The sequence below is a fragment of the Actinoplanes sp. NPDC051851 genome, assembly GCF_040681165.1.
GTDB lineage: Bacteria > Actinomycetota > Actinomycetes > Mycobacteriales > Micromonosporaceae > Actinoplanes.
On sequence record NZ_JBFAYF010000051.1, the window covers coordinates 18491 to 41879 of the forward strand.

At 70.9% G+C, this 23389-nt stretch carries 18 protein-coding genes; 9 read left to right on the forward strand and 9 right to left on the reverse strand.

The window, feature by feature from the left end:
- Positions 1–122 precede the first annotated feature (122 nt).
- Entirely contained in the window at positions 123–1637 is a 1515-nt protein-coding gene (locus tag AB0M08_RS35630; RefSeq protein WP_364503307.1) for a M20/M25/M40 family metallo-hydrolase, read from the reverse strand.
- Between the two features lie 157 nt (positions 1638–1794).
- Between AB0M08_RS35630 and AB0M08_RS35635 the strand changes: the two genes are divergently transcribed.
- Positions 1795–3252: an ATP-binding protein gene (locus tag AB0M08_RS35635; protein WP_364503310.1), complete on the forward strand. Its 1458-nt coding sequence runs from the start codon at positions 1795–1797 to the stop codon at positions 3250–3252.
- On the opposite strand, the gene AB0M08_RS35640 is transcribed toward AB0M08_RS35635, so the two are convergent.
- The 4 genes from AB0M08_RS35640 to AB0M08_RS35655 all read right to left on the reverse strand — a co-directional run bounded on the left by AB0M08_RS35640 (position 3249) and on the right by AB0M08_RS35655 (position 8373).
- Positions 3249–4061, reverse strand: a complete 813-nt coding sequence (locus AB0M08_RS35640; RefSeq protein WP_364503313.1) for an inositol monophosphatase family protein — start codon at positions 4059–4061, stop codon at positions 3249–3251. The genes AB0M08_RS35635 and AB0M08_RS35640 overlap by 4 nt on opposite strands.
- The gene (locus AB0M08_RS35645) at positions 4061–4756 is read right to left on the reverse strand and encodes a methyltransferase (RefSeq protein WP_364503316.1); all 696 of its coding nucleotides are present in this window, start codon (positions 4754–4756) and stop codon (positions 4061–4063) included. Before AB0M08_RS35645 ends, AB0M08_RS35640 begins: the two co-directional genes overlap by 1 nt.
- Complete coding sequence (locus AB0M08_RS35650) at positions 4753–6072, reverse strand: hypothetical protein (RefSeq protein WP_364503319.1); 1320 nt, start codon at positions 6070–6072, stop codon at positions 4753–4755. Before AB0M08_RS35650 ends, AB0M08_RS35645 begins: the two co-directional genes overlap by 4 nt.
- A gap of 84 nt (positions 6073–6156) precedes the next feature.
- Entirely contained in the window at positions 6157–8373 is a 2217-nt protein-coding gene (locus AB0M08_RS35655; RefSeq protein ID WP_364503322.1) for an EAL domain-containing protein, read from the reverse strand.
- A gap of 73 nt (positions 8374–8446) precedes the next feature.
- On the opposite strand from AB0M08_RS35655, the gene AB0M08_RS35660 reads away from it, so the two are divergent.
- From AB0M08_RS35660 to AB0M08_RS35685, 6 genes are all read left to right on the forward strand, one after another.
- Positions 8447–10201, forward strand: a complete 1755-nt coding sequence (locus AB0M08_RS35660) for a methyl-accepting chemotaxis protein (RefSeq protein WP_364503325.1) — start codon at positions 8447–8449, stop codon at positions 10199–10201.
- Positions 10202–10375: 174 nt separating this feature from the next.
- Positions 10376–12355, forward strand: coding sequence for a hypothetical protein (locus AB0M08_RS35665; protein ID WP_364503328.1), 1980 nt, complete (start codon positions 10376–10378; stop codon positions 12353–12355).
- Complete coding sequence (locus AB0M08_RS35670) at positions 12291–13871, forward strand: hypothetical protein (protein ID WP_364503331.1); 1581 nt, start codon at positions 12291–12293, stop codon at positions 13869–13871. Before AB0M08_RS35665 ends, AB0M08_RS35670 begins: the two co-directional genes overlap by 65 nt.
- A 29-nt stretch (positions 13872–13900) precedes the next feature.
- The gene (locus AB0M08_RS35675; protein ID WP_364503333.1) at positions 13901–14590 is read left to right on the forward strand and encodes a phosphatase PAP2 family protein; all 690 of its coding nucleotides are present in this window, start codon (positions 13901–13903) and stop codon (positions 14588–14590) included.
- 39 nt (positions 14591–14629) lie between these two features.
- Entirely contained in the window at positions 14630–15298 is a 669-nt protein-coding gene (locus AB0M08_RS35680) for a phosphatase PAP2 family protein (protein WP_364503336.1), read from the forward strand.
- Entirely contained in the window at positions 15295–15630 is a 336-nt protein-coding gene (locus tag AB0M08_RS35685) for a RidA family protein (protein ID WP_364503339.1), read from the forward strand. The genes AB0M08_RS35680 and AB0M08_RS35685 overlap by 4 nt, the downstream gene beginning before the upstream one ends.
- On the opposite strand, the gene AB0M08_RS35690 is transcribed toward AB0M08_RS35685, so the two are convergent.
- Both AB0M08_RS35690 and AB0M08_RS35695 read right to left on the reverse strand, forming a co-directional pair.
- Positions 15631–17022 (reverse strand): sulfatase-like hydrolase/transferase, encoded by a 1392-nt coding sequence (locus AB0M08_RS35690; RefSeq protein ID WP_364503342.1) that lies wholly within the window; start codon positions 17020–17022, stop codon positions 15631–15633.
- A 56-nt stretch (positions 17023–17078) separates the two neighbouring features.
- Positions 17079–17936, reverse strand: coding sequence for a hypothetical protein (locus tag AB0M08_RS35695; protein ID WP_364503345.1), 858 nt, complete (start codon positions 17934–17936; stop codon positions 17079–17081).
- A 151-nt stretch (positions 17937–18087) separates the two neighbouring features.
- Here AB0M08_RS35695 and AB0M08_RS35700 point away from each other — a divergent pair, with 151 nt between their 5' ends.
- A complete protein-coding gene (locus AB0M08_RS35700; RefSeq protein WP_364503346.1) occupies positions 18088–18726 on the forward strand; it encodes a VOC family protein in 639 nt (212 codons plus the stop codon).
- 104 nt (positions 18727–18830) lie between these two features.
- Here the strand turns inward: AB0M08_RS35700 and aceB are convergent, their stop codons facing one another.
- Positions 18831–20456: a malate synthase A gene (gene aceB / locus AB0M08_RS35705; RefSeq protein WP_364503349.1), complete on the reverse strand. Its 1626-nt coding sequence runs from the start codon at positions 20454–20456 to the stop codon at positions 18831–18833.
- Positions 20457–20478: 22 nt separating this feature from the next.
- Positions 20479–21765, reverse strand: coding sequence for an isocitrate lyase (aceA, locus tag AB0M08_RS35710; RefSeq protein WP_364503352.1), 1287 nt, complete (start codon positions 21763–21765; stop codon positions 20479–20481).
- A 128-nt stretch (positions 21766–21893) separates the two neighbouring features.
- Between aceA and AB0M08_RS35715 the strand changes: the two genes are divergently transcribed.
- Complete coding sequence (locus AB0M08_RS35715) at positions 21894–23360, forward strand: helix-turn-helix domain-containing protein (RefSeq protein WP_364503355.1); 1467 nt, start codon at positions 21894–21896, stop codon at positions 23358–23360.
- The last annotated feature ends 29 nt before the right edge of the window (positions 23361–23389 follow it).

Here is a 23389-nt window from a genome sequence, read left to right on the forward strand (position 1 = left end):
GGCACCGCCGGTGGAGGACGGCGGGACGGGGCCACGGCGTTGCGGGGATGAAAGCCGGGGAGTAGAGACGGCGGTGGCGATCGGGGTGGGGTCGCCGCCGGGTGAGGCGGCGGCCGTGATCGCTAGAAGGCGCCCTCCGGGGCCACGTCGGTGCCGCCGCGGCCGGTGGTCGCGTGCAGGCTGCCGTCGGGGTAGAGGCCGGACCTGGTCAGGGCCAGGGTCAGGACCGCGTGGGCGGCGCCGTCGCCCAGTTCCTGGATGGCCTTGGTGTTCAGGTTGCTGATGTCGTCGCAGGCCTGGTGGTAGCAGGAGTCGTACGCCTCGCCGGCCGTGCCGCCGTACGTCGCGGCCTGGGCCTGCGTCTTGGCGCCCTCGGCGCCGCTGAACAGGCCGCCGGCCGGGATGCCGGCGTCGATGAAGGCGCCGTAGTCGCTGCGGCCGTCGAACGCGGTCGGGTCGGTGGCGAGGTTCTGGGTGGCGAAGTAGTCGGTGAAGATCTGCTCGATCTGGCCGGAGCCCTCGGGGCCCTCGGCGCCGAGTGAGGAGCCGTCGCCGTCGTAGACGAAGCGGACGTAGTTCGGGGAGGCGATCATGTCGAAGTTCAGGTTGGCGTAGATCCTGGCCAGGTCGGCGTCGGGCAGGGTCGCCACGTAGTGCTCGGAGCCGAGCGTGCCGGACTCCTCGGCGCCCCAGAACGCGAACCGTACCTTCTGGCGGGGCTTGATCTTGAGCTTGGCGAACTGGACGGCGATCTCCAGGTTGAGGGCGACGCCGCTGCCGTCGTCGTTGATGCCGGGGCCCTTGACGACCGAGTCGAGGTGGGCGCCGACCACGATCACCCTGTCCGGGTCGCCGCCCGGGGTGTCCGCGATGATGTTGCTGGTGGTGGCGTTCGGGTCGGTGAACGTGCTGGTCACGACGTGCAGCACCACGTCACCGGCGGAGGCGGCGGCGTCCAGGGCGCTGCCGTCGGCGAAGCTGAGGCCGACCACCGGCAGATCCGTCGGGCCGCCGAGGGTGCCGTCGAGCAACTCCTGCCGGCCCTCCTGACCCTCGTTGAAGATGATCACCGCGTCGTACCCGGCCGCCTCGGCGTTCGCGGTCTTGACGGCGAACGTGCAGGTGCCGCGCTGGACCAGGGCGATCTCCGGTTCGGTCGCCGACGCGGGCGTGAAGTCCTCGGGCTCGCAGCCGGCGGACGACGACGGCGTCTCGGCGGGCGGGAGCACGTTGTCCAGCGCCGGGACCACCTTTCCGGTGACGTCGCCGGAGCCGGAGAAGTCGAAGATGGCGGTCTCGTAGTCGTCGCCGGCCGGTGACACCCGGCTGAGCTGAGGGTCGGCCAGCTCCTTGAAGAACGGGAAGGTGAACGGCTGCTCGGTGACCCGGTAGCCGGCCTTCTTGAGGGTCTGCTTGACGTAGTCGGCGCTCGCGGCGAATCCGGGCGTACCGGACGCGCGGGTGCCGTCGTTCTGGTCGGCGATCCGCTGCAGCACGCGCTCGTGCCCGAGGATCCCGGAGACGGTGACCGCGTCCCGCAGCTTCTTGGTGTTCACCTGGTCGACGGCGGACGCCGCCTGCGGGGCCAGGGTGACCACTAACGCGGTGACGACGAGGGGAATGGCGATGATGCGCAAGAGTCCTCCTCCGTGCGAGGCCGCGCGCCGCCGCCGTGTCTCCGGCACCGTCCCGCGGCATCGAGGGTGATCAGCACATGCAGATTAACCGATATGAATGCCGGGGTGGAGGCGCCGCCGTGTCACTGTGGAGGAGGAGCAGCGGAAGGAGAGGACCATGTCTGATGCGGGCTTCGCGCGTTCGCGCGGCCTTCTTTTCGAGTACGCGGGCGCCTCGGTGGAGCTGGTCGACGCCGCGACGATCCTGGCCGCCGCCCGGGTGAACACGATCGACCTGGTACACCGGGCGGTCTGGCCCGCGCCGGTGCGCCGGGTGGACCTGACGGTGTCCGGACCGGACGAGACCGTGCACGTCTTCACCGCCGCGATCACCGTGGGGCCCGAGGAGATGACCACCGAGCGGGTGCGCGGGATGGTCCTCGGCAACGATCCGCTCGGCGTCCTGCTGGCCAAGCGGATCAGAGAAGGCGATCCGGTCGCCACGCGCATCGTGGACGGGGTCGGGGCGGCGGCCGTCACGGCGTACCGGAAACTCGGTCTTGATCGGCAACCGAGCGTGACCTCGCCGCGCGAACCGGGAGTGATCGCGGACGCCGCGCTGGGGTTGCAGGCGGCCGTGACCTGGGACGATGAGGGGACCGTGGCGCGGATGCGCGCCGAGGTGCCCAGGGACGAGGTGACGCCGGACCACCTGCGCGCCTTCGTGACGCTGACCCTGCAGGCGGTGGCCGAGCTGGCCGGGCCGGACTCGCTGCGCGGGCGCAGCTACGTGTTCAGCCGGGAGAGCCTGCCACGCACGCCGGTCACCACCGACACCGTCACCCTGGACATGGTCGGTGGCCTCGGCGACGTCGTCGCCGAGCTGCGCCAGATCGCCGTTTCGTTCCGGCATCCGGAGGCGATGGCACGGTGGGGGGCACGTCGCCCGCAGGGCCTTCTGATGTACGGGCCACCCGGTACCGGCAAGACCATGCTGTCCCGCGCGCTCGCCAACGAGATCGGCGCGGACTTCCGGGAGATCCGCACCCCGGAGATCCTGGACAAGTGGCTGGGCGGCTCGGAGCGCAACGTCAAGCAGATCTTCCGGGACGCGCGCCGCTACCGGGTGCCGACCCTGATGCTCTTCGACGAGTTCGACTCGATCGTGAGCTACGCGGGCGCGGGTGGCGACGCGGCGAGCCAGGCGCTGAACGCGGTGGCCGGCATCTTCAAGCAGGAGATGAACGACCTGATCGAGGAGAACCCGAACGTGATCGTGGTGGCGACCACGAACTTCCCGCAACGGGTGGACGAGTCGCTGATCCGTTCCGGTCGCTTCGACGTGAAGATCAGCGTCCCGAAGCCGGACGAGGCGAGCCGCACCGAGATCTTCCGCAAGATGATCCAGGGCCTGGTGTCGGTGCACGAGGCCGGGGGCTTCCGGATGTTCGGGGACGATCTGGAGCTGGGCGCGCTCGGGGTGGCGAGCACCGGGATGACGGGGGCGGACATCCGCGAGGTCCTGCGCCGGGTCCAGCTGGCGAAGGCGATGCAGGAGGCGCGGACCGGCGGCCCGGTCGACCCGATCTCCCAGCAGGACCTCCTCGACGCCGTCCGCGACCTGCGCGGCCGTTAGAGGGATTCCAGCACGCCCACCAGGAGGTGGCGATTCGCGGCGACGACGAACCTCTGCCTGTCGTCCCGCGCGAACGACCAGGCCAGGTCGTTCCCCTTCTCGTCGCAGGCCACCGCGCCGGCCAGGGTGGCGAAGTGCAGGCCGGGGAGGAGGTCGCGGGGCGGGAACCCCTTGGCCAGCTCGACCACGGCGTCGCACTGGCCCGAGCCCACCTTGGCCACGTCGAGCGGGCCACCGTAGTTGAGGATCAGGGCGGCCCGGCTCTCCAGCAGGCGCCGGTGGGCGCCCGAGGTGCGCCGTGCGGGGGTCGGCGAGTACGACACCACGAAAGCGTCGTCCAGCGTGGAGACGGCGGAGGGCTGCGCCGTGGCGCCGTTCCGGCTGGCGATCGATCCCCGGGCGACGAAATCGCTCTCGGTGAAGATCTCGTGAATGCGCGAGTAGACCGGAATCCCCCGCTCGGCGTCGACGAGGCTGAACGCGATCGAGGCCAGGGGATAACCGTGCGCCACCATGTCGGACCCGTCGATCGGGTCGATGATGGCCAGGTATCGATCACCGGATCCGACCGAGAACTCCGCGCTCTCCTCGCTGCTGATCCGCATGCCCAATCCGCTGCGGTCGAGCACCTCGAAGATGCGATTCTCCGCCATCCGGTCGAAATCATGGGTGACGTCGCCGTCCTCCCTGGTCCGCAGCGCCGCCAGGCCGTCGAGGTCACGGACACGACGCCGGACCTCGGCACCGAGATCGGCGAACTGGCGTGCGAGATCGAGATCCAGGCGTCCGAGCGCCTCGTCATCGGTCATCACTGGTATGTCCCTCCTGGTGGCAGCCTTGCAAGTATCACAAGGACTCGATAGCCGTCCAGTTCGACGCCGAGCCTTCGGAGCCGTTCACCTGAAAGGGCGCCAACGGCTTTGGTGATGCCAGGGTCGACGGCGACCTCGAATCCTCGCGTCCGCAGCCGGTGGACCGTATCGTCGGGATTCAAGTAGTCGAAGTGAGTGAACATCAGGCTCCCGCCGGGGTTGAGAAGATTCTCGGCGTGCTCGCACAGCCACTCGATGAATGCGCGGCCGTTCTCTCCGCCGTCGTTGGCGAGACTGATCCACGAATGCCGGCCGTCGCCGGGATTCGTATGGCCGGTGGGTAGCTGCGGCGGATTCGTGACGACGAGATCGTAGGAGCCGATGTCGCCGGCGCACATGATGTCCGCGTGGAGGGTCCGGAGGTCATCGGCCACATGATTCAGGACGGCGTTACGGGAACACGTCAGAACCGCGTTCTCGTTGATGTCGACGGCGACCACCCGGATGCCTCGCCGGGCGAGGCGGAGCGCCAGCAGGCCATTGCCGCATCCGATCACCAGAGCGGTGCCGGCCCCGACCTCGTCGGTCCGAAGGGCGAGGCAGACCGTGTCGCGGCCGATGGGGTGCACGCCCTCGCCCTCGATGATCAGCAGGCCGTCGTGGATGCACAATCGCGTCAGATCGATGGTCATTCGCGGCTCCCCGGGAGGCAGCGGTACTGCCAGCGATCGGATCTCGCGGCGCCGGGGTCGTCCAGAACGCGAACGCCGCGTTGCCACTGGTTTCTGGGACAGGGCAGGCACATGCGCATCGCGCATCTCCGGCACACGACCCGGCCGGTCGTGTAGCAGTCCTGGTGCCGATGGCGAAGATAGAGCCGCCGATCGCATCTCTGGTCGTCGCAGACGTACGGGATGACCACACCGCTCCGGTACCCGATCAGCAGGATCGTGCCCGACAGCACCAGGGTCGCGCCCGCGCCGAGAAATGCGGCTGGCAACATCGCGGCCGCTCCGTCGATCCTCCGGGTGCCGAAGTCGCTGATGACGGAGAGATAGACGGCGCCCGCGGTGCCGAGTGCTCCCGCGATGATCGCGGTGAGCGTGATGGCGAATCCCAGGTCCCGGCGGCGTGAGTAGAGCGTGTGCCGGTCGAGGACCACCAACTCGGCGAAAGCCGTCACGGCGGGGATCGTGAGACCGACGAGCATGGCGAGGTACTGCGCCAGTTCTGCCCGTGATCCCGAGATGATGACCTCTGCCATCAGCCACGCCGCGAGGAATCCGAGACCGGCGAAGACCAGGTTGGAGGCGGATCTGAGCAGGACCGTCGACGGATCCCGGATGAATCCGTAGAGCAGGTCGAGCCGCCGATGCGCGCCGTAGAGCAGGACGGTGCGCAGACCTCCGATCGCCGGTCGGCTCGGAAAGGCGAGAGCGAAGTTCCCTTTGGTGAAGCAGGTCATTCCACCAGGCACCCGATGGATGTGGATACGGGCGGGAACGTCGCTGAACCCTTCGGCCCAGGTGATGCGCAACGGACAGACGGAGCGGTTGACCGGACTGCGTTCCGAGAGCGGGAGAAGCAGATTGGTGATCTCAAGCTCGATGGTGATGACTGTTGCCGCGTCAAGGGGCTCGGTGGCGCTGAAGAGAACCGTGATCCCGGCTTCGGATCGCCGTACGAATACCTCCGAGACGTTCGCCGAGTGCCCGATGGCGCGAACATCGAGATCACCGGTCGAGCGGCCGTCCCGGACCACGAAAGGATCCCCGTACTGCCAGTTGGTCGCCAGCGAGCAGATCGCCGTGTTCCGGGGCACCGGCGCAACTGCCGGGAGACGTGCGGACACGGTCACGGCCGTCACGCCGCCGAAGGCGGAGAAATCGAGCGTGATCGTGTTGCATTCGACCCAGTTCCCGGAAAGGGCGGCGAGGCGGCGGTAGTAGAGATCGAAACCGGTCGGCGTCCGTGCGCGATTCACAGGCGTCACACTCCCTCGGACCACTGCGGGGGTCCGTATGCGGGGCGGAGCGGCATCTCGTGTGAACGACACCCTAGGCGAAGCGCTAGGGACGCGACAACGGCGGCGTCAGGCCGCGCGGTCGGCGAGGGTGGGGAAAGGGTCGGCGGCAGGGCGGCCGAAGTGGTAGCCCTGGGCGTGGCGGTAACCCAAGCGGTGGAGCTCGTCGGCCTGGGCGGCCGTTTCGACGCCCTCGGCGACCGCGACCAGGCCCAGGCCCTCGGTCACGTGGATCATCGAGGCGGCGATGACCGCGTCGCGGCCGGCCTGGGTGACGTTGACGACGAAGGACTTGTCGACCTTGAGGATGCGGACCGGGACGGTCTGCAGGATGCCGAGGGACGAGTGGCCGGTGCCGAAGTCGTCCAGGGCTATCTCGATGCCGAGGGCGTCCAGGTCGTGGACCGCGCGGACGGCCGCCTCGCCGCCGAAGACCGCGGTCTCGGTGACCTCGGCGACCAGGTGGGCCGGGTCCATGCCGGTCTCGGCGAGCACCCGGGCCACCGTGCCGACGAAGCCCGGCTCGGCGAGCTGGCGGGCCGAGACGTTCACGCCGACGTGTGCCGGGGCGACGCCGCGGGCCGTCCACTCGCGGTACTGCAGGCAGGCGGTGCGCAGGATCCACTCGCCCAGCTCGACGATCAGGCCGTTGCGCTCGGCGACCGGGATGAACTCGGCCGGGCTGACGAAACCCCGCTCCGGGTGCTGCCAGCGGATCAGGCTCTCCACGGCGACGACCCGGCCGTGCGGCAGCTCGACGATCGGCTGGTAGGCGAGGTGGAACTGGCCCTCGTCGATCGCGGTGCGGATGTCGGCGCCGAGGCGGGCCTCCTCGCCGGCCCGGGTGTCGAGGTCCGGGTCGTACCAGTGGTGGCGGCCGCCGGTGGCCTTGGCGGCGTACATCGCCACGTCGGCGCGGCGCAGCAACTCGCCGGGGGTCGTGCCGGTCGCGGCGGCGATGCCGATGCTGGTGTCGACGAGCAGGTCGTGGTCGCCCGCGTGGACCGGGCGGCGGACGGCGGTGCGCAGCCGGTCGGCGAGCGAGTCGACGGAGATATCCGATATCTCCGTCAGCAGGATGGCGAACTCGTCGCCGCCCATCCGGGCCACCAGCGCGTTCGACGGGATCTCGGCGGTGAGCCGGGCGCCGATGGTGGCGAGCAGCTCGTCGCCGGTCGCGTGGCCGTACTCGTCGTTGACGGCCTTGAAACCGTCCAGGTCGAGCAGGAGGACGTGCGGGGCGCCGTCCGCGACCGCCTCGGTGAGCCGGATCTCGAAACGGCGGCGGTTGGCCAGGCCGGTCAGCTCGTCCCGCATGGCGAGGTCCTCGAGGCGGGCGGACTGCCGCTGCACGTGGCGTACGAAACCCCACATCCGGACCACGACGAGCAGGAAGAGGAACGCCGCGCCGGCACCGATCGCGGCCCAGGCGATCTCTTCGCGCCGTGCGCCCTGGAGGAAGAGCATCGCGGGCGCGAGCAGGGAGCACGCCGCCAGCAGCAAGAGACGAAGACCGCCTATCCGGTACGCGTCGAGCCGGGCGGTGTCCGGCCGCCGCCGCATCGAGGGGTGCAGGGCTGCGGCGCCCCAGCACGCGTACCCGAGCAGGTAGACGGTGTCGACCGCGCCACCGTCGTAGCCGCCGATCGCGGACATCACGGTGTAGAAGACGTCGCCGCCGAGCGTGAGGAACCATCCGGCCGCGAGTAGCCGCAGGCTCGGTGACCAGTTCTCGGCGCGGGTCATCATCCGGGCCACCGCGGCGGCCATCAGCACGTCGCAGGTCGGGTACGCGACCGTGACCAGGCGCTCGGCCATCGTGTAGCCCTCGGCGCGCAGTCCGGGACCGATCACCAGCACCCAGTAGACCAGGCCGATCCCGGTGGAGATCACCGCGGCGTCGAGCAGCCCGGCACGATCCTTCCCGGTACGCCCGCGACCGAGCAGGAGCAGACCGGCGAAGAGCATCGGGTACGCGCAGAGGTAGAGCAGATCGGGCCACGACGGGTAGGACGGCTCGGCGTAGAGCTGCTCGCGGGCGTGGTAGACGATGTCGCCGGCGACGAAGGTGAGCAGTCCGGCGGCGTAGAGCAGCCAGGCGGGCGCGTGCGACGGTGCGTACCGTAGGACTCCCACCATGACGGCGGCGAAGGTCGCCAGGCCGACCCCGTCATAGACGATCGCGGAGGCGATCGAGCCCGCGGGCACGAATGGGTAGACGGCACACGCCAGTCCGGTCGCGACCGCCCACCCCTTCCACACGTCCAGCAGATCGGTTGCGGTCATCCGCCGTCTGAGTGATCCCGGGTTGCGAGCCGGGTGCGCTCACGAACGGACCAAGCGTGCCGAACGGAGTGTTGTGACGCGCCTGCACGAATCGGCCCTCGCCTGGCTGCGCGTGCCCGGGCGGCTGCCGCTGTTCGGGCTGATCGGGTTGATCCTGGTCGTCACGTTCGCGCCCATGTGGGTGGTCACCATCCGGTCCTTCGACAACCTGGAGCAGCGGGAGAACGTCAGCGAGGCGGAGGAGCTGCGGGTCGCCGTCGACGCACAGAGCCAGCGGCTGCGCGACTTCGGGCTGACCAACGCGATCTGGACCGCCTCCCGTAACGACATCCGGGACGGCGACCAGGCGGGCTTCACCAACGACCTGCCGCCCGCGGTCCTCGGCGAGCGGTACGGCATCACCACCGTCATCGGCGTCGACCGGAGCGGGAACGTCACGGTCGGCGGCAGCATCCAGGGGGCGGCGTACGGCGACCTGCCCGCGGCGCTGCGGGACCCGGCGACGCTGAGCGGCTACTTCGCCGTCGACGCCGCGCCGGGCACCGGCCGGTGCGGCCTGACCAGCGTGACCGGCACGCCGAGCCTGTTCTGCGGGTTTCCCGCGTACGCGGACATGGGCAAGGGCACCTCGGCCGGCGGCCTGCTGCTCTTCCGCGAGCTCAACGAGATGGCGATCACCGAGCTCGGCGCGGAGACCGCCGACAGCGTGATGGTGCGCTCGTCGGCCCGGGACGGCAAGCGCCACCCGGACCTGCCCAGCGACTTCGGCGCGGTGGTGGTGACCACCACCGTGGTCGGCGACCAGGTGGCGGTCGACTGCACCATCGCCGGTGCCGACGGGGTGCCGGTCACCTTCGAGGTGCTGGTCGGCCGCCCGATCCGGACCCTCGCCCAGCAGAGCCTGATCCTGGTCGGCCTGGTCCTGCTCGTCTCCATGGTCATCGTCAAGCTCGCCGCCGACCGGGTGATCCGCGGCGGGGTCACCGTCCGGATCCGGCCCCTGGAGCGCGCCACCGAGAAGATCATGAAGTCCCGCGACCTGCACCTGCGCGTCCCGCCGTCGGACCACCCCGACCTCGGCTCGCTCAGCGACTCGATCAACGACATGCTCGCCGCGCTTCAGCAGAACGAGCAGGAGCTAGCTGCGGTACGCGCCCGCGAGGAGCGCGAACGCGTCGAACAGGCCATCGCCCGCGAACAGGAGCGCCTCGCCAACCTGCGCCGCGTCCAGGCCGAGTCGGAGCAGATCATCGGCGGGGTGGCGTACACGCTCGGCGACGCGGTCCGCGAGGTCGACGCGGTCCGCGCCTCGGTGCACGACATCACCACCGGCGCGGCCGCCGCCCACCGGGCCACCGAGCAGATGGCCGACCACGCCGAGAAGGCCGACCGGGCCGCCGAGGCGCTCAGCATCCGGCTGCCCGCCACCACCGAGATGGTCAAGATGATCGCCGCGATCGCCGGCCAGACCCGGATGCTCGCGCTGAACGCCACCATCGAGGCGGCCCGCGCCGGGGAGGCCGGGCAGGGTTTCGCCGTGGTCGCCGACGAGGTCCGCAAACTCGCCGACGACACCGCCGAGTCCACCGAGCGGATCAACACCACGCTCGGCGCCCTCACCGCGACCGCCACCGACGTCTCCGGCGCCGTCGCCACCATGACCGACACCATCGACAGCGTCCGCGCGGCCATCGACCAGGTCCGCGCGGTCGCCGACGGCCAGCAGCACACCATCAACGGCCTGGTCGACCAGGTCCAGGGCGCCATCGGCCAGATCGAGGAGCTCGGCACGACCCGCTCCGCCGACGACGGCGTCGAGCTCTTCTGACGGTGCCGCCCGCCGTGCGCGTGGTCCGCCAGCTCAGCCAGGCGGCGGCGAGCGCGGCGATCTGGCCGCTCACCTCGAGTACCGATTGAAGGACGCTCATACCGCGACGATGGCGGGCCACCGATGTTTCTCGATACGCTCGGGAAACTCGCGGAAACTCACGGTGGGGGCGCCATGCCGGGAGGTCGGCCCGCACGTCCGGGGGCACAGCCGCAGCCGGAGCTGGCGGAGATCGCCGGGTGGTTCCGGACCGCCCTCGCGGACGCCGGATACGCCAGCGTCAACGCGTTCGTGCAACGCCACCCCTTCGACAAGAATCAGGTGTACGGGTTCGTCAACGGTACCCGTTTCCTCACCCTGGAGTCGTGCCGAGGGCTCGCGGTGGCCCTGGGCCGCGAGGCCGGCGAGGTCGATCCGCTGTGGTGGCGGGCCAAGCAGGCGGTCGAGCGGCAGGCCGCGGCCGACCGGTCCCGCGAGACCGTTCCGACCTCGTGGGACGCCCTGCCCTGGCCGTCGGCGGCGCTGCAGGACATCCTCCAGGCACAGGTCCAGGCGGTCGACATGCTGCCGTATCACCTGCTCGGGGTGGAGCCGCCGCCGCTCTCCGCGGTCTACGTGCGCCAGCACGCCCGGACCCAGCCGGGCGCGACCAAGCCCGACCGCAAGGAGGCGAGACCGGAGAGCCAGGACCGGGACCGGGCCGACAGCACCGGCGGCGAGAAGCCGATCCCGATCACCGACGCCCTGGATCGGCACGAGCACCTCGTGGTCACCGGGGAGCCCGGGGCCGGGAAATCGACGTTCGGGCAGTACCTCGCCCTGCAGCTGTGCCACCTCTGGCTCCGCGAGTGGAACGGCGACCGCCCGCCGATCAGCGAGCCCGTCGTGCCGCTGCGGATCCCGGCCCGGACACTGGTCGGCGCCCGCTCGTGGACCGCCGGCCTGGCCGGGGCCACGCAGGCCGCGCTCGGCCTGCGCCTGGTCGCCGAACCGCCGGCCGCGCTCTTCGAACGCCGTCCGGCCGGCATCCGCTGGCTGGTCATCGTCGACGGCCTCGACGAGATCGTGGACCGGGCCGCGCGGACCGAGGTGATCCAGGCGCTGGCGGCCCGCTGCCGTCCCGGCGGCGACTACCGCATCGTGGTGACCACCCGTCAGCTGCCCGAGGTCGAGTTCGCGCCGCTGCGCACCCAGCACGTCGAGACGTATTCGGTCGAGCCGTTCGGCCGCGACGAGCTGCGGATGTTCGCGACCCAGTGGTTCCGCGCCCAGGGCGCCGGAGACCCTGACCGGGACGCCGAGCGCTTCCTCCGGCAGACCGCCGACGGCCGCCTGCGTGACCTGGTCCGCAACCCGCTGCTCGCCACCATCGCCGCGATCACCTACACCCTGCAGCCGGACCGCCCGCTCCCGGCCAGCCGCCTCGATCTCTACCAGCGCTTCTTCGAGCACCTCCTGGACGGTCGCGACACCGCCGCCGAGCTGCGCCGCAGCAACGCGCATCGACCCTCGCGGGCACGGTTCGCCGCCTGGATCCACGAGAACCGGCTCGACATGCTCCGGCACCTGGGTGTCGCGCGCCTGGAGAGCGAGTCCCCCCTGCTCGACGCGGCGCTCGCCTGGGTGGGGGAGAAGAGCCCGCCGGGCATACCGAGACCGGTGGGCTGGACGGAGGACGTGCGCGAGGTTCTGCTCGGCACCGGCCTGATCCTCTACGAGGGCGATCGCCTTCGCTTCCTATCACTCCTTCGCCGAATACCTGGCCTCCGAGGAGCACGCCCTCCGTATCGATCCGGGTTTCCCCGATCTGGAGGAGTGGATCGCCAAGGGTCTGCGACCCGCCGAACGCGAGTTCGTCCTCTTCGTCCTCGTGCGGTGGTGCCGCGATCCGGGAAACGATGCCTCGCGCGTCATCGACCGTCTGCTTCTCGGCCATCCCCGGCGTGCCCTTCTCGCCGGTCGGTTGCTCGCCGAACTCGCCGGCGTCGCCGGGACCGGATCCCGGGCGAGCGTTCTCGGAAGGCTCTTCGATCTGGCGTCCTTCCACGCGGTCCGCGAGGAGCAGTACGCGTACCTGGATCCCATCGCGGTGGACGAGATCCTGACCGTCGAGGTCGACGTGGTGCTGGATGTCCTCGCCGGATTCGCCGGTGATCCGGCGGTGACGGCACGGCTCGCCGCGATGGCCGGGGACGCGCGACTTCCCCAGCGTTTGCGGATCAAGGCCTTGCTGCTGGCGGGGCGGGGCGACGACCCCGAGAAGGCGGTGGCGGCCCTGGAGGCGCTCTCCGGGGCGGCGCGGAACTACGAACTGCTGGTCACGGCGAGAGCGGTGACCGAACTGTCCCCGGGCGGTCCCTCCGGTCGCCGGCTGTTCGAGCGGGCGTGCCGGGAGGACGGCTTCTATCCCGGCGTGCGTGCTGCTGCCGCCGCCGATATGGCCGGGATCGGCGACGGCGTACTGGCCGGATCCACGGGGAGGGCCGTGGCACTCGGTGCGCAGGCGAATCTCGACGATCTCCGCCAGGCGGTGCAGACCTGGATCGAGTCTCTGCCGACCGATACGGAACGGGCCGCGGCCGCGGGGGAGCTGAGCCGTACCGGGTACACGGCGCGGCAGTGCGCCTGCGTCGCCGAGGCCCTCGCCCGGCTCGGCCGCGCCCGGGATGCCGAGGTCTTCGCGATGCGCGCGCTGGGAGCGCCGGCCGAGGCGCGTGGTCAGTTGCACCCGATGCTGGCAGCCTGGATGCGCCCGGGCGACGAACGGCTGCCGCGGGTGCTGCGCCTGCTCCGAGAGGGCGGAGACGCCGGGACGTGGGCCTTCGCCGCTCGTGGCCTGGCGGAGGCGGGTTGTTCTGCCGAGGCCGCCGAGCTGGCCCGTCACGCCCTCGGCGATCCGCTGGCCGACGGCTGGGCGGTCGGTATGGCGACCCGGAGCTGGCTCGCCGCGTGTGGCCCGTCGGCGCTGGACGAGGTGAGCGCCGCACTCCGCGACCGGGATCCGGCCCGGACACGGTGGTTCTGGAGTGTGGTGGACGCTCTCGCCGAATCGGGATCTCCGCAGAGCGCGGTGGAGTTCGCCGCGTCGTCCCTGCCGGGTGCGCTGCAGGACCCGGAGGAGGCGGCCGCGACCGTGGGTTCCTGGCTGGCGGCCGGCGGTCCGGGGCAGGTCGGAGCGATCCTGCGGGCGCTCGGCGATCCCGGTGTCCTGTCGGCCCAGATGCGAGCCCGGATCGCGCAGATGCTGGCGCTCCACGGGTGCCTGGCCGAGGCGGAGGTGATGACGGGGGAACTCGTCGAGCACGATGATCTTCTGACGTACGAGATCGTCCCCCTGGCGAAGGCATCGGCGCTCTTCTCCGGAGAGCCGGGCGCCGAGCGGATGGTCCGGGCCGTCGCCCGTCCGCACAACAGCAGTGCCGACCGGATCGCCGTGGCCGAGCATCTGGCCGCGGTGGGGCATCTGGGCTCCGCCCAGCGGATCTGGTGCCAGGTGCTGCTCCGGAGGATCGCCCCGCTGCCGTGGATCACCTTCGCCGCCCAGCGGCTGGTGCTCACCGGGGGCGCCGAGCAGGCGCTCGCGCTGCTCGCCGGGCAGGGCGATCCCGTCGTGGCCGCCCGCACCGACCTGATCCACGCGGTGATCAAGGTTGCGGAAGGCGGCGCGTAGCCTTCGGGAGCGTGGGTAATAGCCGCCCCATGCGGCATGAGCAGGAAGTATCGCTCGGGGTCAGGACCACCGTGGCGGCGGTGGGGGCGCCGGGGCTGCTGGTGCCGTTCGGGATGATCGCGGCGCTCGTCGTGGGGCGGTCCGGTGGGCTGCATGCGATGGACGCGCACGTCACGGAGCGGCTGCACCGGCTTGCGCTCGACCATCCGGTCCTCACCGACAGCATGGTCTGGTGGAGTCTCGTGTTCAGTCCGAACGCGTGGCGGGCCGGGGCGCTCGGGCTGATCGTCTGGCTGGTCAAACGGCGGCATGCCCGGACCGCGGCGTTCTGGGTGGCGGCGACCATGACGGCCGGTGGGGTGCTCGGGGGAGTGCTCAAGCTGCTCTTCGGGCGGCACCGGCCCGATCTGCTGGATCCGGTGGCGCGGGCGACCGGGTTCTCGTTCCCGTCGGGGCATGCGCTGAACTGTGCGCTCGGGGCGGTGGTCTTCCTCCTGGTGCTGCTGCCGGAGGTGCGGGAGCGGCCGCTCGCCAAGGCCGCGCTCTGGTGCGCGGCGATCGGGGTTCCGCTGGTCACCGGGTTCACCCGGGTGGCGATCGGGGTGCACTGGACCAGTGACGTGGTGGCCGGATGGCTGCTGGGCGTCGCGGTGCCGGCCGTGACCGTGGTGATCTTCCACAGCCGGATGGCACGGGTAAGGGAGCGCGTGACGGGGTAGTAGCCCGCCGTGCAGATGTTGAAGAGGATCGTTCTGCCGATGGCCGCCGTTCTCGCGCTGATGATCGGGATCGGTCTGCTGCTGACCAGGGTGCTGGAGCACGTCTGGCCGTTCACGGTCGAGGACGGGCTGAACCGGGAGCTGGCCGGTGACCGGAGTCCGGGGTGGACGGACGTCTCGTGGTTCTTCAGCGAGGCGGGCAGCACGGCCGTCGTGATCGGGCTGACCGCGCTGGCCGCGCTGGTGCTGCGGCTGACCCTGCACCGGTGGCGGGAGCCGGTCTTCCTGGTGGCGGCGGTCAGCGCGCAGGCCCTGGTCTTCTTCTTCACCACGCTCGTCATCGACCGGCCGCGACCGGACGTGCCGCATCTGGACCAGTCGCCGCCGACCTCCAGCTTTCCGTCGGGGCACACCTCGGCGGCGGTGGCGCTCTACGTGGGACTCGCCGTGGTGCTCGCCTCGCTCGCCCGGCCGGGCTGGCTGAAGGCGCTCTGCTGGCTGCTGGTCCTGGTGCCGGTCTGCGTGGCGACGGCGCGGATCTACCGGGGTATGCACCACCCGAGCGACGTGACCGCGTCGTTCCTCAACGGGACGCTCTGCATCGTGGTGATGAGGCGCGCGATCCGGGAGATACGGCCTAAGGTGCCCGCATGGTTCCCTTCGACTTCCCGGGCCCCGAGCCCACGAACGGATACAGCGACGTCGTGAGCATCACGCCGCCGACCCGGCTGGTCTGGACCTCCGGTCAGATCGGGACGGACGCGGACGGCAGCGTGCCGCAGGGGTGGGAGGCGCAGACCCGCGCGGTCTTCCGTAACCTCGGCGCGGCGCTGGAGCGGGGCGGCGCGAGCTGGGACGACGTGGTCAAGCTGACCATCTACGTGGTGGACACCGCCGAACTGCCGGTGGTGCGCGCGGTCCGCGACGAGTTCGTGAACGTGAAGCGGCCACCGACCAGCAGCCTGATCAGGGTCGCCGGCCTGGTCCGGCCGGATCTCCTGATCGAGGTGGAGGCGGTGGCCGCAGTCACCGATCGATGATCAGGAGTACTGGACCTGGGGCGCGTTGATCTCCTCCCAGCGCGCCCGCAGCTCCGCCACGAGCGCGGGGTTCTTCGCGGCGAGGTTGGCCTGCTCGCGGGGGTCGGCCTCGACGTCGTAGAGCAGGTCGGCGCCGGACGTGTTGTCGTGCAGGTATTTCCACTTGCCCCGGCGCAGAGCGCGGGAGGCCTTCGTACGCCAGAAAATGTCGCGGGAGGGTGCGACCGCGCCGCTCAGCAGATAGCCCGCGAAGCTCGCGCCGTCCAGGGGGTAGTCCGGGTCGGGAGCCGCGCCGGCGATCTCCAGGAGCGTCGCGGTCCAGTCGTGGGTGACCACCGGGACGTGGCTGACCTGGCCGGAACGGATCCGGGCCGGCCAGCGCACGATCGTCGGGACGCGGATGCCGCCCTCGTTGAGGCTGGCCTTGGCGCCGGTGAGCGGCCAGAGGTGCGACCAGCGCTCGCCGCCGTTGTCGCTGGCGAAGACGACCAGCGTGTCCTCCTCCTGGCCGGTCTGGCGCAGCGCGGTGAGCACCTGGCCGATCCGCGCGTCGAGGTTCTCCACCATTTTCCGGAACGTGTCGAGCGAGCCGCCGTCGTTGTGGAAGAGCGCCGACGGGTTGCCGGCCCTGACCTTGGCGGTGATCTCCTCGCTGACCGCGCGGTCGCCGGGCGCCTCCCACGGCCAGTGCGGGCTGGTGAAGTTCAGGTTCAGCAGCCACGGCCCGTCGTGCTCGCGGCGGACGAAGGCCTCGGCCCGCTCGGCGATGACGTCGGTGTAGTAGCGCGGGTCCTCGACCGGGGTCTCGCCCTCGTAGAGGTCGTACTGCCCGGTGTGCGCGTACTTCGAGTAGTAGTCGAGGCCGCCCGAGTAGTTGCCGAAGAACTCGTCCCAGCCGACGCGGAGCGGGCTGAAGTAGGGCAGGAACCCGTTGTGCCACTTCCCGAGCAGGGCGGTCGCGTAGCCCCTCTCCTTCAGCAGCGAGGCCAGCGTCGGGTGCCCCTCCGGCAGCCCGTCGGTCTCGTTGGCGGCGGCGATCGGTTCGGGCAGGCCGCCCGGGATCCGCCCCGGGTAACGTCCGGTGTAGAGCGCGATCCGGGTCGGCGAGCAGACCGCGCCCGCCGAGTAGGCCTGGGTGAACCGGACGCCGCCCTTCGCCAGCCGGTCCAGGTTCGGCGTGCTGATCTCCGGCGAGCCGTAGCTGCTCAGGTCGGCCCAGCCCAGGTCGTCGGCGAGGATGAACAGGATGTTCGGCCGCTTCCCGGGCTTGCGGTCGGTGGCCGCCGCGAAGTCGCGCTCGGACGCCTGCGCCTCGGCGGGCAGCGCGGTCGCGGCGGCGGCACCGGCCAGCGCGCCGAACACACCCCGCCGCGTGGTCCCACGGTTCGTCACATTCTCTCCCATGGATCTTGTCGGTGTTCCCGACGCTATCCATCGGATCGATAGGATTAAAGGTCTATCCCGGATCGTGGGGACGGCAGGACCGTGGTGACGAGGGCGACCAGGCCGAGCAGCAGGACGGCGATGCCGAGCGGTGGGCCGGCGTCCGCCCAGTCGATCTCTCCGCCCCAGGGGTCGGTGGACCATGCCGGACGTCCGGCGCCGATCCAGGCCTCCGGCACGGCTCCGGCCCTGGCCTCGGGCGTGGGGCCGCTGCCGATCGGTGACTCGTCGACGAGTTCGTAGGAGTAGGAGTACAAGACGACGGTGTTCGGCCCGTTGGCCGCGCGGGCCTCCTGGAGGAGCCGGTAGAGGGCGGCCTGCTGCTCGGGGGTGAGCTCGGCGTCGCGGACGGCATCGGTCATCACGGAGGGAGCGGTCACGGCGGGCGCCTGGTGCAGGCTCAGGGCCGCCGCCGCGCCCAGGGCGAGGACCGGGACGGCGCCGAGCCAGGCGAGCGGGCGCCGCCAGCGCGTGAGCACGGCCAGGGCCAGCAGCGCGGCCCCGGCGATCAGCGGATACCGCTCGACGTGGCCGGCGGTGGCGAGATCGGCCGGCAGCGTGGCCGTCCCGGCGTAGCCGTCGTGTCTCGCGTCGACGATGCCGACCGCCGCGGTGACGAGCGTGAGACCCGAGAGGGTCAGCGTGCGGGCGAGGCTTCGGGGCACGGGACGTGTGGCGGCGTACGCGAGCAGCGCGGTGAGCGTGAAGGTGCCGCCGTAGGCGAGGGGCGGCCGGCCGAGGACCAGGGTGCCGACGATCTCCAGGGCGGCGAGCCCGAGGAAGAGCCGCCGTGGCCAGGGTCCCGGATCCGTCGGTGCCGCCCGCATCACGATCCCGTCCGTGCCGTCGTCGTCGTTCCGCAAGGATGCTCGCAGACCGCCGTGGGTGATCGGAACCGGCAAGGGGGCTCCGGTCGTCGTTGACGATTCACACATGAAGGAAAATAAGACCATTTTTCCGGTACGACCGGAGGAGTGGCGTGCGTGACCGGAGGTGATCGGCGAGCATGGGCGGATGACGAAGCTGACGGTTGCGGAGATCGCCGAGCTGGCGCCCGCGGGATGGGTCATCGTGCCGGGCGGGCTGCGGACGCGCCTGCGGACCGGGAGTTTCCCGGCCGGGCTGGCGCTGGTCGCGGCGATCGGCGCGGTCGCCGAGGAGCTCGACCACCACCCGGACCTGGACCTGCGGTACACGTTCGTGGACGTGCGGACCAGCAGCTTCGACGTGGGTGGCGTGACACGGCGGGACCTCCGGTTGGCCGGTCGGATCGGCGAGCTGGCCGCGGCGGCGGGCGTCGCGCTGGACCCGGCCGGGGTGGCGCGGCTGGAGTGGGGACTCGACACGCCGGGGCAGGCCGGGGTGGCGCCCTTCTGGGCCGCGGTGCTCGGATTGACCGAGAGCGAGGACGAACTGGTCGACCCGGCCGGGGTGCAGCCGACCGTGTGGTTCCAGGAGTCGGGGAGCGAGGAGCCCCGGCAGCGCTGGCACCCGGACCTCTGGGTGGACCCGGCGCAGGTCCGTTCGCGGATCGATGCGGCGGTCGCGGCCGGGGGCACCCTGGTCAGCGACGCGGACGCGCCGAGCTTCTGGGTGCTGAGCGACCCCGAGGGCAACCGGATGTGCATCTGCACGTGGCAGGAACGCGGCTGAGCCGGCGCCTCTGGCAAGGCGCCGGCTCGAGTGGGGTTCCACAACCCACGTGGTGCGGCGAAGCGGGGGCAGGTCGGAGGGCTGTCCCCGCTTCGCCTCGCCGATCAGGCCGCGACAGGAGCCTGATCGGAGACCGGAGCGGCTGATCCGCCGGACAGGTGCCGTAGGTAGGCCGGCAGGGTCAGGAACTCCGGGCAGGTCCGCTCGGTGAGCAGGACGGTCAGCAGAGTCCGCGCCTGGCCGAAGAGCCGGGCCGCTTCCTCATCCAGTGCCCCTGTCTCGCTGAGCACGTCCAGTTCCTCGCGGAGCATCCGGGTGACCATGGCGGCGGTGACCGGCACGCCGTAGTCGGTGGGCGTACCGGAGGAGATCCACTGCCAGAGCTGGGCCCGGCAGATCTCGGCGGTCGCCGCGTCCTCCATCAGGCCGCCGAGCGCGACGGCGCCGCGCCCGCCCAGCCAGGAGGCGATGTAGCGGAGGGAGACGCTGACGTTGTTACGCAGCGCCACCTCGCTGACCGTGACGGCGGTGGCCTTCACGTCCAGGAGATCCGTGGCGGTGACCCGGACGTCCTCGCGCTTGCGCACGATCTGGTGCGGCTCGTCGCCGAGCCACTGGTCGAACACCTCGCGGCAGGTCTCGACGAGGCCCGGGTGCGCGACCCAGGAGCCGTCGAAGCCGTCGCCGACCTCGCGCCGCTTGTCCTGCCGGACCTGGTTCAGCGCGCGCTTCGCGGCGACCGGGTCCCGGCTCGGCACGACGGCGGCCATGCCGCCGATCGCATGCGCGCCGCGCCGGTGGGCCGTCTTGACCAGCAGTTCCGTGTACGCCCGCATGAACGGAGCGGTCATCGTGACGTGCGACCGCTCGGGCAGGACCACGTCCGGCCGGTTCTTGATCATGCTGAACAGGTAGTCCCAGCGGCCGGCGTTGAGCCCCGCGGAGTGCTCGCGCAGCTCGTACAGGATCTCGTCCATCTCGAAGGCCGCGTTGATCGTCTCGATCAGCACGGTGGCCCGGATGGTGCCGCGCGGGAGGCCGAGCCGCTCCTGCGCGAAGAGGAAGACGTCGTTCCAGAGGCGGGCCTCCAGGTGCGACTCCAGCTTCGGCAGGTAGAAGTACGGGCCGCTGCCCCGGTCGATCTGCTTCTGCCCGCAGCGGAACAGGTACAGGCCGAAGTCGAAGAGCGACGCGGAGACCGCCCGGCCGCCGATCCGCAGGTGGCACTCCGGCAGATGCCAGCCGCGGGGGCGGACCATGATGGTCGGGATCTCGGCGCCGACCTCGTACCGGCGGCCGTCGGGGGCCGTCCAGTCGAGGCTGCCGTCCAGCGCGTCCTTCAGGTTGACCTGGCCGAGGACGACGTTCTCCCAGGTGGGAGACGTCGAGTCCTCGAAGTCGGCCATCCAGACCCGCGCGCCGGAGTTGAGCGCGTTGATGGTCATCTTGCGCTCGGGCGGACCGGTGATCTCGACCCGGCGGTCGGTCAGGCCGGCCGCCGGGGGCGCCACCCGCCACGTCGCGTCGTCGCGGACGTGCTGGGTGGACGCCAGGAAGTCCAGGTCGGTGGTCCGGGTGGCCCGGCGGCGCCGGCGGCGCTCCAGCAGCTGCACCCGGCGGGCACCGAACTCCCGGTCCAGGGCCACCACGAACGCGATGGCCTCGGGGGTGAGAATCTCGGAGTAGCGGCCTGCTGTGGTCCCCGTGACGGTGATTTCCTCGGTGCCCATGTCCGTACCCTCCGTTATTCCCTTAGAACTGCTCGGCTTCGGTGGAACCCGAGAGCGCGGTGGTCGAGCTCTCTGGGTTCAGCGCGGTGGAGACGGCGTCGAAGTAACCGGTGCCGACCTCGGCCTGGTGCTTGGTCGCCGTGTAGCCGTCGGCCTCGGCCGCGAACTCGGCCTCCTGGAGCTTCACGTACGCGGTCATCCCGGTCTCCGAGTAGCCCTTGGCCAGCTCGAACATCGAGTGGTTGAGCGCGTGGAAGCCCGCCAGGGTGACGAACTGGAACTTGTAGCCCATCGCGCCGAGCTCCTTCTGGAAGCGGGCGATGTCGGCGTCGTCCAGGTTCTTCTTCCAGTTGAACGACGGCGAGCAGTTGTAGGAGAGCAGCTTGCCGGGGTGCACCGCGTGCACGGCCTCGGCGAACTTACGGGCGAACTCCAGGTCCGGCTTGCCGGTCTCGACCCAGAGCATGTCCGCGTAGTCGGCGTACGCGACACCGCGGGCGATCGCCGCGTCGTCGCCCGGGGTGACCCGGTAGAAGCCCTCGGAGGTGCGCTCGCCGGTGGTGAACGGCTGGTCGCGCTCGTCCACGTCGGAGGTGAGCAGGTCCGCCGCCAGGGCGTCGGTCCGGGCGATGACCAGGCTGGGCACCCCGGCGACGTCGGCCGCGAGGCGGGCCGCGTTCAGGGTACGGATGTGCTGCTGGGTCGGGATGAGGACCTTCCCGCCCAGGTGGCCGCACTTCTTCTCGCTGGCGAGCTGGTCCTCCCAGTGCACGCCCGCGGCACCCGCCGCGATCATGGCCTTCATCAGCTCGAACGCGTTCAGCGGGCCACCGAAGCCGGCCTCCGCGTCGGCGACGATCGGGGCGAACCAGTCACGCTCGTACCGGCCGGCGGCGGTGTCGATCTGGTCGGCGCGGATCAGCGCGTTGTTGATCCGGCGGACCACCGCGGGCACCGAGTTCGCCGGGTAGAGCGACTGGTCCGGGTAGGTGTGACCGGAGAGGTTCGCGTCCGCCGCGACCTGCCAGCCGGAGAGGTAGATCGCCTTGAGGCCGGCGCGCACCATCTGGGTCGCCTGGCCGCCGCTCAGCGCGCCGAGCGCGTTGATGTAGTCCTCGGTGTGCAGCAGGTCCCACAGCCGGGCGGCGCCCCGCTCGGCGAGGGTGTGCCGTTCCTGCAGGGTGCCCCGCAGCCGCACGACGTCCTGCGCGGTGTAGTCGCGCTTGACGCCGCTCCAGCGAGGGTTGCCGGCCCACTCCCGAGTGAGGTCCTCTGCGGTACCGCCCCGGTTCTCGGTCAGCTCAGTCATCAGAACGTCCCTTTCCTGCCCTGTCGCGTTCTTCCTCTTGGAAGAACTTCACTCTCGCGGATCACACCAGCCCCTCTGAAGGCCTTTCTTGGGGAAAGAACCGCGAAAATTCTGTTAGGGTCAAACCCGTGACCGCTTCACCTTCTTCGCCCCCCGCCGACGCCTCCGTCGACCTCGTCACCCTCGGGCAGCGCCTCCGGCACCTGCGCCGGACCAGGGGGATGACGCTCGACCAGCTCAGCGACGCGGTCGGCCGGGCGCCGTCGCAGCTCTCGCTGATCGAGAACGGGAAACGTGAGCCGAAGCTCTCGGTGCTCCAGTCGATCGCCGGGGCTCTCGGCGTACCCCTGCAAGATCTTCTGAGGCCGGAGGCGCCGAGCCGGCGCGCCGGGCTGGAGATCGAATTGGCCCACTTCCAGCAGAATCCCGCCTACCAGGCACTCGGCCTGCCGGTGGTGAGGGCGGGACGGCGGCTCGCCGCCGACGCGCTCGAATCGCTGATCGGGCTGCACCGCGAGCTGAACCGGGTGCTCACCGAGCAGAGCGCGACCCCGGAGGTGGCCCGGCGGGCGAACGCGCAGCTCCGTGCCGACATGCGCAAGCGGAACAACTACTTCGCCGAGATCGAGGCGGCGGCGAACGACGTGCTCCAGTCGGTACGGCACACCACCGGCCCGCTCTCGCAGCGCGGCATCCTCGACATCGCGGCGCAGATCGGGTTCACCCTGCACTACGTGAACGACCTGCCGTCCTCGACCCGCTCGGTCACCGACTTGAAGAATCGCCGAATTTATCTCCCGCAGGTGGCGAGCGGGAAGGGCCACGACCCGCGCGCGGTGGTGCTGCAGACCCTCGGGCACTTCGTGCTCGGGCACAACGACCCGGCCGACTACGGGGACTTCCTGCGGCAGCGGGTCGAGGTGAACTACTTCGCGGCGGCGCTGCTGATGCCGGAGAGGTTCGCCGTCGACTTCCTGACCGCGGCGAAGGCGGACCGCGCGCTCGCCATCGACGACTTCCGGGACGCGTTCGGGGTGTCGTACGAGACCGCGGCGCACCGGTTCACCAACCTGGCCACCGAGCACTTCGGGATCCCGGTGCACTTCGCGCGGGTGCACGAGAGCGGGATCGTCTACAAGGCGTACGAGAACGACAACGTGCGCTTCCCGTCCGACGTCACCGGGGCGATCGAGGGGCAGCCGGTCTGCCGGAAGTGGGCCTCGCGGACGGTGTTCGAGGCGGAGGACCCGTACTCCTCCTTCTACCAGTTCACCGACACCACGGCGGGGACGTACTGGTGCACGGTCCACGTGGAGTCGACCCGGGACGGGGAGTTCTCGGTGACCGTGGGGACGCCGTACGAGCACGCGCGCTGGTTCCGGGGCGGGGACGTCTCCGGGCGTACCGTCTCCACCTGCCCGGACCCGGACTGCTGCCGGCGCGCGCCCGCGCAGCTGGTGGAGAGCTGGGCCGGGAACGCGTGGCCGAGCGCCCGGGTGCACTCGCACCTGCTGGCCGCGCTGCCGCCGGGCACCTTCCCGGGCGTCGACAATCGGGACGTGTACGACTTCCTGGAGCGGCGGGCACTTCCCTGAGACTTTTCCCAGAGAGACCGGGAGATGTC

Excerpts from the sequence above, each read along its gene's own strand:
- AB0M08_RS35655 (WP_364503322.1), bottom strand. The coding sequence starts at position 8,373 with ATGACCGCAACCGATCTGCTGGACGTGTGGAAGGGGTGGGCGGTCGCG.
- aceA (WP_364503352.1), bottom strand. The coding sequence starts at position 21,765 with ATGACTGAGCTGACCGAGAACCGGGGCGGTACCGCAGAGGACCTCACT.
- AB0M08_RS35680 (WP_364503336.1), top strand. The coding sequence starts at position 14,630 with ATGGCCGCCGTTCTCGCGCTGATGATCGGGATCGGTCTGCTGCTGACC.
- AB0M08_RS35635 (WP_364503310.1), top strand. The coding sequence starts at position 1,795 with ATGTCTGATGCGGGCTTCGCGCGTTCGCGCGGCCTTCTTTTCGAGTAC.
- AB0M08_RS35640 (WP_364503313.1), bottom strand. The coding sequence starts at position 4,061 with ATGACCGATGACGAGGCGCTCGGACGCCTGGATCTCGATCTCGCACGC.
- AB0M08_RS35665 (WP_364503328.1), top strand. The coding sequence starts at position 10,376 with ATGCCGGGAGGTCGGCCCGCACGTCCGGGGGCACAGCCGCAGCCGGAG.
- AB0M08_RS35645 (WP_364503316.1), bottom strand. The coding sequence starts at position 4,756 with ATGACCATCGATCTGACGCGATTGTGCATCCACGACGGCCTGCTGATC.
- aceB (WP_364503349.1), bottom strand. The coding sequence starts at position 20,456 with ATGGGCACCGAGGAAATCACCGTCACGGGGACCACAGCAGGCCGCTAC.
- AB0M08_RS35675 (WP_364503333.1), top strand. The coding sequence starts at position 13,901 with ATGCGGCATGAGCAGGAAGTATCGCTCGGGGTCAGGACCACCGTGGCG.
- AB0M08_RS35700 (WP_364503346.1), top strand. The coding sequence starts at position 18,088 with ATGACGAAGCTGACGGTTGCGGAGATCGCCGAGCTGGCGCCCGCGGGA.